Origin of the sequence: Streptomyces sp. NPDC001717 (assembly GCF_042892775.1) — a bacterium.
Taxonomy (GTDB): Bacteria; Actinomycetota; Actinomycetes; order Streptomycetales; family Streptomycetaceae; genus Streptomyces.
On the sequence record NZ_JBIAUK010000003.1, the window covers coordinates 308,701 to 323,626 of the forward strand.

General features: G+C 71.3%; 13 protein-coding genes. 8 read left to right on the forward strand and 5 right to left on the reverse strand.

Annotated elements, in window-relative coordinates:
* Positions 1-63 precede the first annotated feature (63 nt).
* From corA to ACFYZL_RS08775, 5 genes are all read left to right on the forward strand, one after another.
* Positions 64-1,146, forward strand: coding sequence for a magnesium/cobalt transporter CorA (gene corA, locus ACFYZL_RS08755; protein ID WP_384751934.1), 1,083 nt, complete (start codon positions 64-66; stop codon positions 1,144-1,146).
* A gap of 77 nt (positions 1,147-1,223) precedes the next feature.
* Complete coding sequence (locus tag ACFYZL_RS08760; RefSeq protein WP_384751937.1) at positions 1,224-1,826, forward strand: GNAT family N-acetyltransferase; 603 nt, start codon at positions 1,224-1,226, stop codon at positions 1,824-1,826.
* Between the two features lie 69 nt (positions 1,827-1,895).
* Positions 1,896-2,738, forward strand: a complete 843-nt coding sequence (locus ACFYZL_RS08765; protein ID WP_384751939.1) for a chitosanase — start codon at positions 1,896-1,898, stop codon at positions 2,736-2,738.
* Positions 2,739-2,791: 53 nt separating this feature from the next.
* On the forward strand, positions 2,792-3,196 hold the full coding sequence (locus ACFYZL_RS08770; RefSeq protein ID WP_384751942.1) for a DUF805 domain-containing protein: 405 nt from the start codon (positions 2,792-2,794) through the stop codon (positions 3,194-3,196).
* A gap of 198 nt (positions 3,197-3,394) precedes the next feature.
* A complete protein-coding gene (locus ACFYZL_RS08775; RefSeq protein WP_384751944.1) occupies positions 3,395-5,614 on the forward strand; it encodes an NADP-dependent isocitrate dehydrogenase in 2,220 nt (739 codons plus the stop codon).
* 126 nt (positions 5,615-5,740) lie between these two features.
* Here ACFYZL_RS08775 and ACFYZL_RS08780 read toward each other — a convergent pair whose 3' ends face one another.
* The 4 genes from ACFYZL_RS08780 to ACFYZL_RS08795 all read right to left on the reverse strand — a co-directional run bounded on the left by ACFYZL_RS08780 (position 5,741) and on the right by ACFYZL_RS08795 (position 10,406).
* On the reverse strand, positions 5,741-6,676 hold the full coding sequence (locus tag ACFYZL_RS08780) for a formylglycine-generating enzyme family protein (protein ID WP_384750331.1): 936 nt from the start codon (positions 6,674-6,676) through the stop codon (positions 5,741-5,743).
* 28 nt (positions 6,677-6,704) lie between these two features.
* The gene (locus ACFYZL_RS08785) at positions 6,705-8,117 is read right to left on the reverse strand and encodes a sulfatase (protein WP_384750333.1); all 1,413 of its coding nucleotides are present in this window, start codon (positions 8,115-8,117) and stop codon (positions 6,705-6,707) included.
* 222 nt (positions 8,118-8,339) lie between these two features.
* Entirely contained in the window at positions 8,340-8,807 is a 468-nt protein-coding gene (locus ACFYZL_RS08790) for a hypothetical protein (RefSeq protein ID WP_384750336.1), read from the reverse strand.
* Positions 8,808-8,996: 189 nt separating this feature from the next.
* Positions 8,997-10,406, reverse strand: coding sequence for an MFS transporter (locus ACFYZL_RS08795; protein ID WP_384750339.1), 1,410 nt, complete (start codon positions 10,404-10,406; stop codon positions 8,997-8,999).
* Between the two features lie 141 nt (positions 10,407-10,547).
* Here ACFYZL_RS08795 and ACFYZL_RS08800 point away from each other — a divergent pair, with 141 nt between their 5' ends.
* Both ACFYZL_RS08800 and ACFYZL_RS08805 read left to right on the forward strand, forming a co-directional pair.
* On the forward strand, positions 10,548-11,369 hold the full coding sequence (locus ACFYZL_RS08800) for a helix-turn-helix transcriptional regulator (RefSeq protein ID WP_384750399.1): 822 nt from the start codon (positions 10,548-10,550) through the stop codon (positions 11,367-11,369).
* A 336-nt stretch (positions 11,370-11,705) separates the two neighbouring features.
* Positions 11,706-13,304: an endo-1,3-alpha-glucanase family glycosylhydrolase gene (locus ACFYZL_RS08805; RefSeq protein WP_388677320.1), complete on the forward strand. Its 1,599-nt coding sequence runs from the start codon at positions 11,706-11,708 to the stop codon at positions 13,302-13,304.
* Between the two features lie 171 nt (positions 13,305-13,475).
* On the opposite strand, the gene ACFYZL_RS08810 is transcribed toward ACFYZL_RS08805, so the two are convergent.
* Positions 13,476-13,823 carry a YybH family protein gene (locus tag ACFYZL_RS08810; protein WP_384750404.1) on the reverse strand — a complete coding sequence of 116 codons (348 nt, stop codon included), beginning with the start codon at positions 13,821-13,823 and terminating at the stop codon, positions 13,476-13,478.
* A gap of 160 nt (positions 13,824-13,983) precedes the next feature.
* Here ACFYZL_RS08810 and ACFYZL_RS08815 point away from each other — a divergent pair, with 160 nt between their 5' ends.
* Positions 13,984-14,895, forward strand: coding sequence for a LysR family transcriptional regulator (locus ACFYZL_RS08815; RefSeq protein WP_384750342.1), 912 nt, complete (start codon positions 13,984-13,986; stop codon positions 14,893-14,895).
* The last annotated feature ends 31 nt before the right edge of the window (positions 14,896-14,926 follow it).

Sequence of the window (14,926 nt, forward strand, 5' to 3'; positions counted from 1 at the left end):
GTGTGGCGGCGGGCGGTGGCAGACTGGCCGGTGATCCGCCGAAGGGGAGTTACGACGTTGTCCATGTTCAGCAACCTGCGAAGGGCCGTGCGCCGCGGCTACCGGCGGGCCGTCGACCTCAGTCACCCCGCCCGCTCCCCGCTCGGCAGCGCCGTCGTCAACTGCGTGGTCTACCAGGACGGCGTACGGCAGGACGGCTGCGCCGAGGCCGAGGAGGCGCTGCGCCGGGTCCGCAAGACCGGCGAGGGCTTCGTCTGGATCGGCCTGCACGAGCCCTCGCAGGAGGAACTCGCCGGGCTCGCCCAGCTCTTCGGCCTGCACCCGCTCGCCGTCGCGGACGCGGTCAACGCGCACCAGCGCCCCAAGATCGAGCGTTACGACGACACCCTCTTCGCCGTCTTCAAGACCGTGCGGTACGTCGAGCACGAGGAGTTGACCGCGACCAGCGAGGTGGTGGAGACCGGCGAGCTGATGGCCTTCACCGGCCCGGACTTCGTCATCACCATCCGGCACGGCGGCCGCGGCACCCTCGGCCCGGTCCGCGAGGCGCTGGAAGCCGACCCGGAGCAGCTGGCCAAGGGCCCGGCGACGGTCCTGCACGCCATGGCCGACCACGTGGTCGACGACTACGTGGCCGTCACGGACGCGGTGCAGAACGACATCGACGCCGTGGAGACGGCCGTGTTCAGCGAACACGGGGGCCGCGGCGACGCCGGACGCATCTACCAGCTCAAGCGCGAACTCCTGGAGCTGCGGCGGGCGGTGGGCCCGCTGAGCCGGCCGCTCCAGCAGCTGGCCACGCAGCCGATACCGGTCATCCCGCCGGAGATCCGCGCCTACTTCCGGGACGTCGCCGACCACCTGACCCGGGCCACCGAGCAGATCGGCGCCTACGACAACCTGCTCGACTCCATCCTCCAGGCGCACCTCGCCCAGGTGACCGTCGCCCAGAACGAGGACATGCGCAAGATCACCGCGTGGGCGGCGATCGTCGCCGTCCCCACGATGGTCTGCGGGGTCTACGGCATGAACTTCGACCACATGCCCGAACTGCACTGGACCTACGGATACCCGTTCGTCATCGGCGTCATGGCGGTCGCCTGCCTCGTCATCCACCGAGGGTTCCGCCGCAACGGCTGGCTCTGAATCCGGATGAGTCCGGCCGGAGCCGCCGGTTAGGGTCCGCCTGTCACCGATGATCACAGGGAACGGGCAGGTCGGACATGAGGCAGACAGCGGGGGAGTCCCACGGCGGCGCGCTGGTGGGTGAGCGCGTACGGCTGGAGCCGCTCGGGCACCGCCACCACGACGGGCTGTGCGAGGCGATCCGGGACGGGAAGCTCTGGGAGCTCCCGGTGACGATCGTCCCGCACCCGGACCAGGTGCCCGCCTTCATCGACGACGCGCTCGCGGCGCGCGAGGAGGGCACCCAGCTCCCGTACGCGACGGTGGACCTCACCACCGGCCGGATCGCCGGGTCCACCCGACTCATGGTGATCGACAACCGGTTCCGGCGGCTGGAGATCGGCTTCACCTTCCTCGGCGCGTCCCGGCAGGGCACGGGGATCAACACCGAGGCCAAGCTGCTCATGCTGACCCACGCCTTCGAGGCGATGGAGATGAACCGGGTCGAGATCCTCACCGACGTGCGCAACGCCCGCTCCAGGGCGGCGATCGAGCGGCTCGGCGCCACGCACGAAGGGGTGCTGCGCCACCACATGCAGATGCCGGACGGCTGGATCCGCGACACCGCCGTCTACAGCGTCATCCGCCCCGAATGGCCGGAGGTGAAGCGGGCGCTCGCCGCCCGGGTGCAGAGGTCTTGAGAAGCCGCGAAGGCTGGTAGTAAAGTTTCCTAACCAACCGGGAAGCCTCAACTACCCCACGGAGGCCTTGTGTTCACCCCCCACCGCAAGACGCTGGTGATCGGCGCGCTGCTCGGCAGTGCGCTGATCGCCTTACCGGTCACGGCCCACGCCACCGCTCCGGCCGCCCCCGCGGCCGGCCTCGCGGCCCCCGCCGCGGCGGCGATCGGACTCGACGATCCGGCGAAGAAGGAGATCGCCATGAAGATCGTCTCCAGTGCGGAGAACTCCTCGCTGGACTGGCGGGCGCAGTACAAGTACATAGAGGACATAGACGACGGCCGCGGCTACACGGCCGGGATCATCGGATTCTGTTCCGGCACAGGCGACATGCTCGACCTCGTCGAGTACTACACCCAGGTCAAGCCGGACAACGTCCTCGCCAAGTACCTGCCCGCGCTGCGCAAGGTCGACGGCACCGACTCGCACGCCGGCCTCGACCCGAACTTCACCAAGGACTGGGCCAAGGCCGCCCAGGACGGCGAGTTCAAGAAGGCCCAGGACCACGAGCGCGACCGGGTCTACTTCAACCCGGCCGTCAAGCAGGGCAAGGCCGACGGGGTCGGCGTGCTCGGGCAGTTCATCTACTACGACGCCATCGTGATGCACGGCGACGGAAGCGACTCCACCAGCTTCCGCAACATCCGCAAGCGCGCCCTGACCAAGGCCAAGCCCCCGTCGCAGGGCGGCGACGAGACCAAGTACCTGAACGCCTTCCTCGACGCCCGGGTGTGGGCGATGAAGCAGGAGGAGGCGCACAGCGACACCAGCCGCGTCGACACGGCCCAGCGGGTCTTCCTCAAGAAGGGCAATCTGAACCTGAACACCCCCCTCGACTGGAAGGTCTACGGGGATCCCTTCCACATCGGCTGACAAGGGAAGAGACCTTGACCGGGCAGTAACATCGGCATAAATTCTGCCCCGGCTTGCTCCAGCAGGACTGGCCCACCACCCGTCCTCTGGGGGGACTCGTGCACTACTACACCGACGTCCTGAAGAAGTACGTCGTCTTCTCCGGCCGTGCGCGACGGCAGGAGGTGTGGATGTTCATCCTGTGCAACTGGCTCGTCGAGGCGGTCGTCCTGACCGTGGACTGGGTCATCGGGCTGAACTTCATCCTCTACGGGGTCTACACCCTGGCGATCCTCCTGCCCGTCGTCGGCCTCGCGGTGCGCCGCCTGCACGACCTCGGCAAGTCCGGCTGGTGGTACCTCATCAACTTCGTCCCGATCATCGGCTGGATCTGGATGATCGTCCTGATGGCCACGGAGGGCGACCGCGGGACCAACGCCTACGGCCCCAGCCCCAAGGCGGCCCACGCCCACCTGTAGCCGGCCCGCGCCCGTGCGCGCGTACCCGAGCGCCGCCGCCGACGGAACCCGTCGACGGCGGCGCTCTCGCGTGACATGTGCGACACGCCTCACCCGGACCTTGGGGCAGGGGGCTGTCCTGAGCGGCCCGATCACGAGATATCTTGATGTCGAGCAATGTTGCAGACGAGAGACGCAGACTGTGGAGCGGAGCAACCGGTGACTGACTCGACCATCATCTACACGCACACTGACGAGGCCCCGGCCCTCGCGACGTATTCCTTCCTGCCTGTGATCCAGGCCTACGCGTCGACCGCCGGTGTGAATGTCGAGACCCGTGACATCTCCCTGGCCGGTCGCATCATCGCCACCTTCCCCGAGCACCTCGAAGAGGGGCAGCGCATCGCCGACGCCCTCGCCGAGCTCGGCGAGCTGGCGAAGACGCCGGAAGCCAACATCATCAAGCTGCCCAACGTCTCGGCCTCGATCCCGCAGCTGAAGGCCGCGATCGCCGAGCTCCAGGGCCAGGGCTACGCCCTCCCGGACTACCCGGACGACCCGAAGTCGGACGAGGAGCGCGAGATCCGCGCCCGCTACGACAAGATCAAGGGCAGCGCCGTCAACCCGGTCCTGCGCGAGGGCAACTCCGACCGCCGTGCCCCCGGCTCGGTCAAGAACTACGCCAAGACCCACCCGCACCGCATGGGCGCCTGGACCCCCGAGTCCAAGACGAACGTCGCCACCATGGGCCAGAACGACTTCCGCTCCACCGAGAAGTCCGTCACGATCGCCGAGGCCGGCACGCTGCGCATCGAGTACGTGGACGCCGACGGCGCCACCACCGTGCTGCGCGAGTCCGTACCGGTCCTGGCCGGCGAGGTCGTGGACGCGTCCGTCATGCACGTCGACGCGCTGCGCACCTTCCTCAACGACCAGATCGAGCGCGCCAAGGCCGAGGACGTCCTGTTCTCCGTGCACCTCAAGGCCACGATGATGAAGGTCTCCGACCCGATCGTCTTCGGCCACGTGGTCCGCGCCTTCTTCCCGAAGACCTTCGCCCGCTACGGCGAGACCCTCGCCGCCGCCGGCCTGTCGCCCAACGACGGCCTCGGCACCATCCTGAACGGCCTGGGCGCCCTGCCCGACGGCGACGCGATCAAGGCCTCCATCGACGCCGAGATCGCCGAGGGCCCGGCCCTCGCGATGGTCGACTCCGACAAGGGCATCACCAACCTGCACGTGCCGTCCGACGTCATCGTCGACGCCTCGATGCCGGCCATGATCCGCACCTCCGGCCACATGTGGGGCCCGGACGGCAACGAGGCCGACACCCTCGCCGTCCTCCCGGACAGCAGCTACGCGGGCGTCTACCAGGCCGTCATCGACGACTGCCGCGCGCACGGCGCCTTCGACCCGTCCACCATGGGCTCGGTGCCGAACGTCGGCCTGATGGCCCAGAAGGCCGAGGAGTACGGCAGCCACGACAAGACCTTCGAGATCGCCGCCGCGGGCACCGTCCGCGTCGTCGACGCCGCGGGCAACGTGGTCATCGAGCAGGAGGTCGCCGCCGGCGACATCTTCCGCGCCTGCCAGACCAAGGACCTGCCGATCCAGGACTGGGTCAAGCTCGCCGTCACCCGCGCCCGCGCCACCGGCTCCCCGGCCGTCTTCTGGCTGGACGAGACCCGCGCCCACGACGCGCAGCTGATCGCGAAGGTCAAGACGTACCTGGCCGACCACGACACCGAGGGCCTGGACATCCGCATCCTCGCCCCGGTCGAGGCCACCACGTTCTCCCTGGAACGCATCCGCCGCGGCGAGGACACCATCTCGGTGACCGGCAACGTGCTGCGCGACTACCTGACCGACCTCTTCCCGATCCTGGAGCTGGGCACCAGCGCCAAGATGCTGTCGGTCGTCCCGCTGATGGCGGGCGGCGGCCTCTTCGAGACCGGCGCCGGCGGCTCCGCCCCGAAGCACGTCCAGCAGCTGGTCAAGGAGAACTACCTGCGCTGGGACAGCCTCGGCGAGTTCTTCGCCCTGGCCGCGAGCTTCGAGCACCTCGCCGTCAGCACCGGCAACGCCCGCGCCCAGGTCCTGGCCGACACCCTGGACCGCGCGACCGGCACCTTCCTCAACGAGGACAAGTCGCCGAGCCGCAAGCTGGGCGGCATCGACAACCGCGGCAGCCACTTCTACCTCGCCCTGTACTGGGCGCAGGAGCTGTCCCGCCAGATCGACGACCCGAAGCTGGCCGCGGCCTTCGAGCCGCTCGCCAAGACCCTGACCGAGCAGGAGCAGGCCATCGTCGGCGAGCTCATCGCGGTCCAGGGCTCCCCGGCGGAGATCGGCGGCTACTACCAGCCCGACCCCGCCAAGTGCGCGGCGATCATGCGTCCGTCCGCGACCTTCAACGAGGCGCTGGCCCTCCTCGGCTGAGTCCGCGGAGCATGAGTGATCCGCCCCGGTCGGCCGTGCGCCGACCGGGGCGGACCCCTGGGGCCTGTCGTCAAAACTCCCGTCGTCGCCCGGAGGGCGGGGCAGACGGGAGTTTGACGACAGGCCCTACGCGGGGTCGGCCGCCACGCGGAAGCCGATGTTCCCCGCCGAGCTGTCCGGGGTGTTGCGGGTCCGGGCCGCGACCCGGTAGCGGTTGCAGTACGAGTCGTGGCACATGTGGGAGCCGCCGCGCATGGCCCGCTCCGGGCCGCCCGAAGGGGAGAAGCGGTCCGCGGACCACTCCCACACGTTGCCGACCGCGTTGTACAGCCCGTACCCGTTGGGCCGGAAGGACTTGGCGGGCGCGGTCCCCGCGTACCCGTCGGCCCGGGTGTTGTGGACCGGGAAGTCACCGTTCCAGATGTTGCACATGTACCGCCCGCCCGGCCGCAGTTCGTCGCCCCACGGATAGCGCCTCTGCTCCAGCCCGCCGCGCGCCGCGAACTCCCACTCGGGCTCGGTGGGCAGCCGCGTCCCGGACCAGGCGCAGTACGCCTGCGCGTCGTTCCAGGAGACGTGGACCACGGGGTGGTTCTGCCGCGCGGCGAAGGAGGAGCCGGGCCCTTCCGGGTGGCGCCAGTCCGCCCCGGAGACCGCACGCCACCACGGGGTGCCGGCCACCGCCGGTGACACGGCGGCGAGTTCACCGCCGAGGAACCCCGCGAAGACGAAGCTGAAGCCGAAGGACTCCGCCTCCGTGACATGACCGGTGGCCTTCACGAACGACGCGAACTGCGCGTTGGTGACGGTGGTCGGGGCGACTCGGAACGCCCCGACCACCGCCTCCCGTACCGGGCCCTCGCCGTCCGCCGCGAACCCGTCCGGGTCTTGCGTCCCCATCAGGAAACTGCCGCCCGCGAGCGGGATGAGGTCCCGGACCGCCCGCGCCGCGGCGGGGTCCACCGTCCGGACCGCGGCCTCCGGTGTCCGCGGCCGCCGGACCGGGGTCGGCAGGTCGGTGGACGGCTCACGGCCGGGGGTGCAGCAGGGCTTGGGCGGCATGGGGTTCTCCAGGGGGACGGTCGGGGGATCAGGCCGTGCGGTCGGCGGCGAGCACGGCGGCCAGGGCGGGTATGCCGAGGGCCTGTTCCTGCGCCGGGGTGGCCTGGTGCAGCAGGTTCTGCAGCTGGTACGGGTCGCTCACCAGGTCGTAGTACTCGCGGAAGGTGACCTGCCCGGTACCGGAGACGGCGCCCGTGGCATCGGTGTGCAGGTCGTAGTACTCCACGTACTGCTTGTCCTTGGCCACGTACGAGGCCCAGGTCTTCGGGCCGGTGCCGCCCGTGCCCTGCTTCCACCACTCGACCAGCAGGTGGTCGCGGCTGTGACCGGAGAGGAGCGAATGCCCGTCCTGCGGGGTGTCCGGGGTGATGCCCGCGGCGTCGAGGATGGTCGGCGCGATGTCGATGTTGGCGACGACGCGGTTGTCGACCGTACCCGAACCCAGCCCGCCGGCCGGCCAGGAGAGGTAGAACGGCACCTCGTGCGCCGGGGAGTACGGCACGGACTTCTTGGTCCAGCCGTGGTCGCCCCAGCCGAAGCCGTTGTCCCCGATGTAGATCACCAGGGTGTTGTCGAGCTGCCCGAGGGCGGCCAGCTTGTCGCGGAAGGCCTGGACCGCGTCGTCCACGGTCAGCAGGGTCCGCAGCTGCTCGGCGCGGATCTGCTGCCCGTCGGCCAGGGTCCCGGTGGCGTTCTGGATGTAGGCCGGCTTGTCGCTCCGGTCGGCCTCGGGAACGGAGGGGCGCCCGTTCCAGGCGGGAACGGCCACGTTCGCGTACTTGGCCTCGGGGGTGCGCGGCCCGTGCGAGGCGTACGGGGTGACGTACGCGAACCAGGGGCGGCTGTCGGTCGCCGCCTTGTCCAGGAAGTTCAGCGTCTTGTTCTTGATGATGTTGGTGGTGTAGCCGTTGATCGTCTGGACCGTGCCGTTCACGTTCCAGTCGGCGTTCGTGTACGCGGGCTGGAGCAGCGCGAACTCCTCGAAGTGCGGCGGGTTGTCCGCCAGCGTCCAGGAGTTGAGGTACTTGCCGAACAGCCCCGTGCGGTAGCCGGCCTGCTTGAGGTAGCGCTGCACGGTGGTGTGCTGATCGAGGCTGTGGGACGCCGCGTTGTTGCGCACGCCGTGGTTGTGGGCGTAGCGGCCGGAGAACACCGACGACCGGGACGGCGCGCACAGCGGGGTGGCGACGTGGCCGTTGGTGAACTTCACACCCTGGTCGGCGATCCAGCCGATGGTCTTCTGGAGGGCCCAGTCGGTGTGCTTGGGCTGGTCGTCCGTGACGATCAGCAGGATGTTCGGGCGGGCGGCGGAGGCGGTGCTCGCCGCGGCCGACCCGGCGAGGGCCGGGGTGGCCGCGGCCGCCGCCACCGCGGCGGCGCCGGCGAGGAAGCCGCGTCTGCCGACGGCACCGGTCCGGGGCGTGCTGATGTGCTCGCTCACGAGGGTCTCCTGTACGTGCGGGGGAGTGTGACGTACGAACCGGGGGCTTCCGGCAGCGCTTGCGCGCAACCGGAACCTGCAGGTCAGACCCTAGATTTGAGCGAGCGGCCACTCAATGACCGGGGGATGGCAGTGCTGTTCCATTGCCGTGCCGGGGATGTACCGGGTGTGTTCCGCGGATGTGGCGCCGTCATGAAGGCGACACGGAAGCGGACGGGCCGTTCAGAGCCGGTGGACGCGTTCCCCGTCGAAGCCGAGCGGCGACCGCCCGGCGGCGAGGATCCGCAGTCCCGGGGCCACGGCGAGCAGGTCCCGCAGCCAGGCCAGGGCGTCCGGGGTGAGCTGCTCCGTGCCGTCCACCACGAGCAGCATGTCCCGCTCGGCCAGCCAGGAGGCGACGCCCGCCGTCCGCCCGCACGGCGTCGACGGCATCCCGGGTACGCCGCCCAGTTCGGCCGTCAGCTCGCGCACCCCGAGGAGGCCGCGGACCGGCTCCGCGGCGACGACGGCGACCCCGTCGTAGAAGTTCGACACGAGCCGCCGCGCGATCTCCCGTACCAGCACGCTCCGCGGCCCGCGTAACCCGCCGGCCACGGTCAGCACCCGCCCCCGCCGGACCGTGGAGAGCAGGCGGGACATCTCGACGGACGTCGCGGGCAGTGTTCCGGACGCGGACCCTGAATCCCTCATCGGCACGATGCCCCCCATTGCATGCGTGACCAAGCGCGGCAACAGGGTTCGATCGAGCCGCGTGACGACGATTATCCGCCACGCTCGGCAGAAGACCAGGGGAATGCCGTATTCCGCTGCCGCCCCCGGGGCCGCTCGACAGGAGCGGCTCACCGGGGGCCGGGGCGGTGACGGGTCGGTGCCGGGCGGCTACGCGCGGCGGCCCAGGCCGAGGGCGACGAGCAGGGCGGCCGCCAGCACGATCGCGGCGTCGATCGCCAGGACCGTGCGCACCCCGCCGAAGAGCGAGGCCTGCGTGGTGGCCAGCACGCCCAACAGCGGGATGCCGATGGTCAGGCCGACCTGCTGGGTGGTGGTGACCAGGCCGGTCGCCAGTCCCTGTTCCGAGTCGGGCACGCCGCTCGTGACCACCAGCCCGTACGAGATGATCGCGCCGAGGTGGAACATGCTCGCCAGCGACACCAGCACGGTCGCGAGCAGGGCGCCCGACGACGGGCCCGCGGTGAGCAGCGCGCCGGTGAAGACGCCCTGGCCGGCCAGGGAAACGGCCAGGGTCCGGCGGGCGCCGAGGCGGCCGATGACCCGGGGCGCGTACGAACCGGCGAGGACCGAGGCGACACCCTGGACGCCGAAGACCAGACCGGTACGGAAGGCGGACAGCTCCAGCGTCTCCTGGAGGTACAGCGTCAGCACGAAGACGACCGTGGACATCATCGAGAAGGTGATCAGACCACCGAGGTTGCCCCAGGCGACCGTGCGCCGCTTCAGCATCGCCGGAGAGACCAGCGGAGCGGGCGACTTGGACTCCACGGCCACGAACGCGACCAGCAGCGCCAGGCCGACCAGCAGCGTGCCCCAGACGTCCACGCCGCCGAAGCCGCGCTGGGCGGCCGTCGTCAGGGCGTAGATCAGCGCCAGCAGCGCGCCGGTGACGGTGACCGCTCCGGGCGTGTCCAGGCGCGGCCGCTCCGCCGTGCGGGACTCCCGCAGCAAAGCCGGGGCGAGGACGAGGACCACCACGGCGGCGACCGCGAGCAGGCCCATCGTCGAACGCCATCCCAGGGTGTCGGTCAGGACACCGCCGAGCACCATCCCGACGGTGAAGCCCAGGGACAGCAGGGTGCCGGAGATGCCGAGCGCCTTGTCGCGCAGCGGGCCCTCGGGGAAGGTCGTGGTGAGCAGCGACATGCCGGTGGGCACGATGACCGCCGCACCCAGCCCCTGCAGTGCGCGCCCGGTCAGGAAGGACGCCGGGTCCCAGGCGAGCGTCGCGAGCACGGAGGCCGCGCCGAAGACGGTGAGACCGGTCAGGAAGAGTTTCTTGCGGCCGTACAGGTCCGCGATCCGGCCGAAGAGGAGCAGGAAGCCGCCGGACGGCAGCGCGAACGCGGTGACCGCCCACTGGAGGCCGGCCCGGCTCAGCCCGAGGTCCTCGCCGAGCACCGGGAGGGCCACGTTCAGTACGGAGAAGTCGAGCGCCACCATGAACTGGGCGGCGCAGAGGACGAAGAGGACGAGCAGGGCCCGGCCGGAGAGCCGGCCGTCCTCGGGGGCCGCCGCACGGGGCGGAGTGGTCGTGGAGTGCGTGTCTATCGCCATGACCACTACCTTCGGGGCGCGGGAATGGCCGTGGAGAGTGGGAACTTATCCTGTTGGCGGCACCACCAGGCAGCCGAACAGGGGGAGTCCGTGGCCACACCGATCGAAGAGCACCGACGGACCGAGTTGCGCGGGTTCCTGATGAGCAGACGGGCCAGGATCAGCCCGTCCGAGGCGGGCCTGCCGGACGGCGGGGCCCGCCGCCGCACGCCGGGCCTGCGCCGCGAGGAGGTCGCCGTGCTCGCGGGTGTCGGGGTCTCCTGGTACCAGTGGCTGGAGCAGGGGCGCGACATCACGGTGTCCTCGCAGGTCCTGGACTCGGTGGGCCGGGTTCTGAAGCTGAGCAGCGCCGAGCGCCGGCACCTGTACGTCTTGGCCGGACTGAACCCGCCCGCCCTGGAAGTCGCCCCGGCCGACCAGGACATGTGCGACGGCCTGCAGCGGCTGATCGACGCGTGGATGCCGTTCCCCGCGCACATCATGGACGCGTACTGGAACACCGTCCTCTACAACGACGCGGCCGCGCTGGTGCTCGGCATGCGTCCGGAGATCGTGCAGAACTGCCTGATCGCCTTCTTCACCGACCCCGTCTACCGGTCCCGTTCGGCCCACTGGGAGGAGAACGCCGTATCGGTGGTGGCCCAGTTCCGCGCGGCCTGCTCGGAGCACCCGAACGACGAGGGGTTCCGGGCCGTCGTCGACGAGGCGCGGGAACTCAGCCCGGAGTTCGCCGCGTTGTGGGAGCGGAGGGACATCCGTCCCGCCGGGCAGACCAAGAAGCAACTGGAGCACCCGGTCGTCGGCACCCTGTCCGTGGAGTCGACCCAGCTGCGCGTACCGGCCCGCCCCGACCTGGCGATCGTGCTGCACAACCCGTTGCCGGGCACGGACACCGCCGCGAAGCTGGAGTGGCTGACCTCGCCCGAGGGCCGGCGGGGCTCGATGTACCCGATAGCGGGCTGAGCGGGGACACCCGAAGGGTGTGAGGGGGCCAGGATGACGCAGCACCGGCGGGCGGACCGTGGAGCCGACCGAGGCGCGGACGCGGGCGCGGGCCGCACCGCGGATCAGCGGTCCGCGTGCACGGCCGACCACGCGGCCGACCGGAACGCGGCCGGCGGCCCGGACCACGCTGACGGCACCGCCGACGGGCGGGCCGCGCACCGGGCCGGGCGTGCGGGCGGCGGCGATCGGCGGGCGGACGGCGACGTCCGCCGGTCCCGGCGGGGTAATGACGCACCCTCGCGGCCCCTGCCGCATCGGCACCGGCGCGGGAGCGGGTTCCGTGGGCGTCGGCCGTTGTTGCTGCTGGTCTGCGGTTTCCTCCTGGTCGGCGTCTGCGCCGCCACCGGGATCGCCTGGGACCCCTTCGCCTCCGGCCCAGACGGCAGGTCACCGGCGGCCGCCATCGGCACCCCCTGGTACGTCGCGCCCGCCGACGGCACGAGCGCGACCCCCGAGCAGCCGGCCGGGAGCACGCCGCCCACCGGCGACGCGACCTCCACGACCGAGCCCCGGACCGCCACCCCCGGCACGGGGCCCCTGCCCTTCGACCTGCCCGGGCCGGCCGCCCTTCGCTCCGGTGCGGCGGGCCGGAAGCTGGTCTTCGCGCACTACTTCACCCCGTACCCGCTCTCCCTCGACAACGAGAGCGCGGACAAGGACTACTACGCCCGCAACTACCTCGACCCGGCGGGCGAGAACGGCAAGCACGGGGCGTACGGCGGACTGCTCCGCGACCGGCCGTTGCCCGTGCCGCCCCAGAGCGGCGACTGGGAGTACGCCAACCTCCGGCAGGAGGTCCGCATGGCCGCCGCCGCCGGCATCGACGGGTTCACCCTCGACCTGCTCTCCCTCACCGGCAAGAACCGGGAACGCGCCGAGCGGCTGATGGCCGCCGCCCACGCGACCGACCCCGGGTTCAAGATCATGCTGATGCCGGACATGACCTCCCTCGAGACCGACGACCCCGCCGTGCTGGCCGGGGCGATCGCCGAGCTGGGCGCGTCCCCCGCCGCCCACCGGCTCCCGGACGGCCGACTCGTGGTGTCCCCCTTCAAGGCGGAGGCCAAGAGCGCCGCCTGGTGGAGCCGGACCCTGGAGATCCTGCGCACCCGGCACGGCATCCGCACCGCCTTCGTCCCGCTCTTCCTCGACTTCGGCGCGCACAACGGGGACTTCGCCCCGATCAGCCACGGCTTCTCCGAGTGGGGCAGCCGCAGTTACGTCGGCCAGGAGAGCTCCACCCGCGACGTACGGCGCGCCCACGACATGGGCAAGATCTGGATGCAGCCGGTGTCCGTGCAGGACGCCCGCCCCAACCAGGGCGTCTACGACGAGGCCGGCAACACCGCCACCCTGCGCGCCACGTGGACGCGGGCCATCGAGGACGGCGCGGACTGGGTGCAGCTCACCACCTGGAACGACTACTCCGAGGGCAGCCAGTTCGCGCCCTCGCTGCACAACGGGCACACCTACCTGGACCTGAGCTCGTACTACCTCACCCGGTTCAAGACCGGAGACTGGCCCAGGATCGTGCGGGACACGCTCTACCTGACCGCCCGCACCCAGTTCGCCGCCGCCGGCCCCACGGGCCCGCAGTCCCTGCTGATGTCGCTGCGCAAGGGGAGCGCCGCGCCGCGCGACACGGTGGAGGTGCTGAGCTTCCTCGCCGGGCCCGCGTCCGTCCGTACGACCGTCGGTTCCGCGAAGGACACCCACGAGGCCCCCGCCGGGATCCACTCCGAGCTGCTGCCGTTGAAGCCGGGCACCAGTTCGGCGCAGGTGGTGCGGGACGGGAAGCCGGGGGCGGTGGTGGAACTGCCGTACGCGGCCGACCGCACGGCCGCGGTGCAGGACCTCCAGTACTACGGGGCGACCAGCGGGCGGAACGACTAGGGCCTGTCGTCAAACTCCTGTCGTCGCCCGGAGGGCGGCCCCGCGGCGTCTGGTGCGTGCTCTCGGTGCGCCGGGCGGAAGCCCGCGTACTGGACGTACTTGGGCTTTCGCCCGGTGCGGCGGGAGCGCGTGCCAGGCGTCGCGGGGCAGACGGGAGTTTGACGACAGGCCCTAGGCCGCCCCGGGGCTGACGAACTCCGGCTGGTCGAGCAGGCGCAGCCAGCTGCCGTCGGGTTGGCGCCGCACGACCTGGGCGCGGGCGCCGGCGCCGTCCCGGGGCGGGGTCGAGGTGAGCGCGATGCCGTCGGCGACGAGGGTCGGCAGCGGGGTCTCCTGCGTGAAGACCGGGCGGTGGGCCAGGACCTTCGCCCACAGGGCGCGGATCGCCTCGCGGCCCACCGTGCGCTCGCCGGCCGGATAGGCCATCACCGCGTCCTCCTCGTAGAGCGCGGCCACGCCCGTCGCGTCCCCGGCGTTGGAGCGCTCGACGAACAGGCGGGTGATGTCCTCGGGGTGCATGGCCTTCTCGTAGGACTCGTAGGACTCGTACGTCTCGTGCGTCGTGTGCGTCTCGTTCACGGTTTCCTCCGGTCGTCGTCCTCGGTTCGCGTCTCCAGGATCGTCCGGTGCGGATCAGAAGTCCAACAGATGGATCTTCTGGAAGCTAGAATCTCCAGTCATGGAACTGAGGCAGCTCGAATACTTCGTCGCCGTCGCCGAGGAGCAGAACTTCACCCGGGCGGCCGAGCGCGTCCACATCAGTCAGTCCGGCGTCAGCGCCCAGATCAGGCAGCTGGAACGGGAGTTGGGCGCCGAGCTCTTCGACCGTTCGGGCCGCACCGCCACCCTCACCGCCGCCGGAGCGGCGGCCCTGGGGCCCGCGCGGGCCGCGCTCGCCGCCGCCGAGGCGGTCGGCCAGGCGGTGGGCGAGGTGTCCGGCCTGATCCGCGGCCGGATCACGGTCGGCATGGTCCTCGGCTGCACCGTGACGCCCCTGTTCGAGGCCCTCGCCGCCTTCCACCGGGCCCATCCCGGGGTGGAGATCGCCCTGCTGGAGGACAACTCCGACCGACTCGTCCAAGGGGTGCGGACCGGCACCGTCGACCTGGCCCTCATCGGCACCGCGACCGCCAACCCGGCCGGACTGGAGGCGCTGACCATCGTCAGCGAGCGGCTCGTCGTCCTGGTCCCGCCCGGCCACCCGCTGGCCGGTCGCCGCCGGGTCGCCCTGCGGGACCTGGGAGCCCACCCGATCGTGTGCATGCCGCCCGGCACGGGGCTGCGCACGGTGTTCGACCAGGCCTGCGCCGCCCGGGGGATCGATCCCGTGATCGCGCTGCAGGCCGGGGCCGCGGACGCCGTCGCCGACCTCGCCGCCCGCGGGCTCGGCGTCGGCATCCTCAGCGAGTCCATGGCCGAGGGCCACCGGGACCGGCTGACCGCCCGCCTCATCGAGGACGTCGACACCCCGGCCCTGCTCTCCCTCGTCTGGCGCCCCGGGCAGGCCCCCGCCGTGCGCGAACTCGTCGCCCAGGCCCGCCGGGCCTTCGGCGGACAAACGCCTGGCGGCGCTGACGGCAACGGGAGATGATCCGCACGACACACCGTGCCGCAACCACGGA

Coding starts and splice junctions, on each gene's coding strand:
- corA (WP_384751934.1), top strand. CDS start 64: ATGTTCAGCAACCTGCGAAGGGCCGTGCGCCGCGGCTACCGGCGGGCC.
- ACFYZL_RS08760 (WP_384751937.1), top strand. CDS start 1,224: ATGAGGCAGACAGCGGGGGAGTCCCACGGCGGCGCGCTGGTGGGTGAG.
- ACFYZL_RS08780 (WP_384750331.1), bottom strand. CDS start 6,676: ATGCCGCCCAAGCCCTGCTGCACCCCCGGCCGTGAGCCGTCCACCGAC.
- ACFYZL_RS08790 (WP_384750336.1), bottom strand. CDS start 8,807: ATGAGGGATTCAGGGTCCGCGTCCGGAACACTGCCCGCGACGTCCGTC.
- ACFYZL_RS08795 (WP_384750339.1), bottom strand. CDS start 10,406: ATGGCGATAGACACGCACTCCACGACCACTCCGCCCCGTGCGGCGGCC.
- ACFYZL_RS08800 (WP_384750399.1), top strand. CDS start 10,548: ATGAGCAGACGGGCCAGGATCAGCCCGTCCGAGGCGGGCCTGCCGGAC.
- ACFYZL_RS08810 (WP_384750404.1), bottom strand. CDS start 13,823: ATGCACCCCGAGGACATCACCCGCCTGTTCGTCGAGCGCTCCAACGCC.
- ACFYZL_RS08815 (WP_384750342.1), top strand. CDS start 13,984: ATGGAACTGAGGCAGCTCGAATACTTCGTCGCCGTCGCCGAGGAGCAG.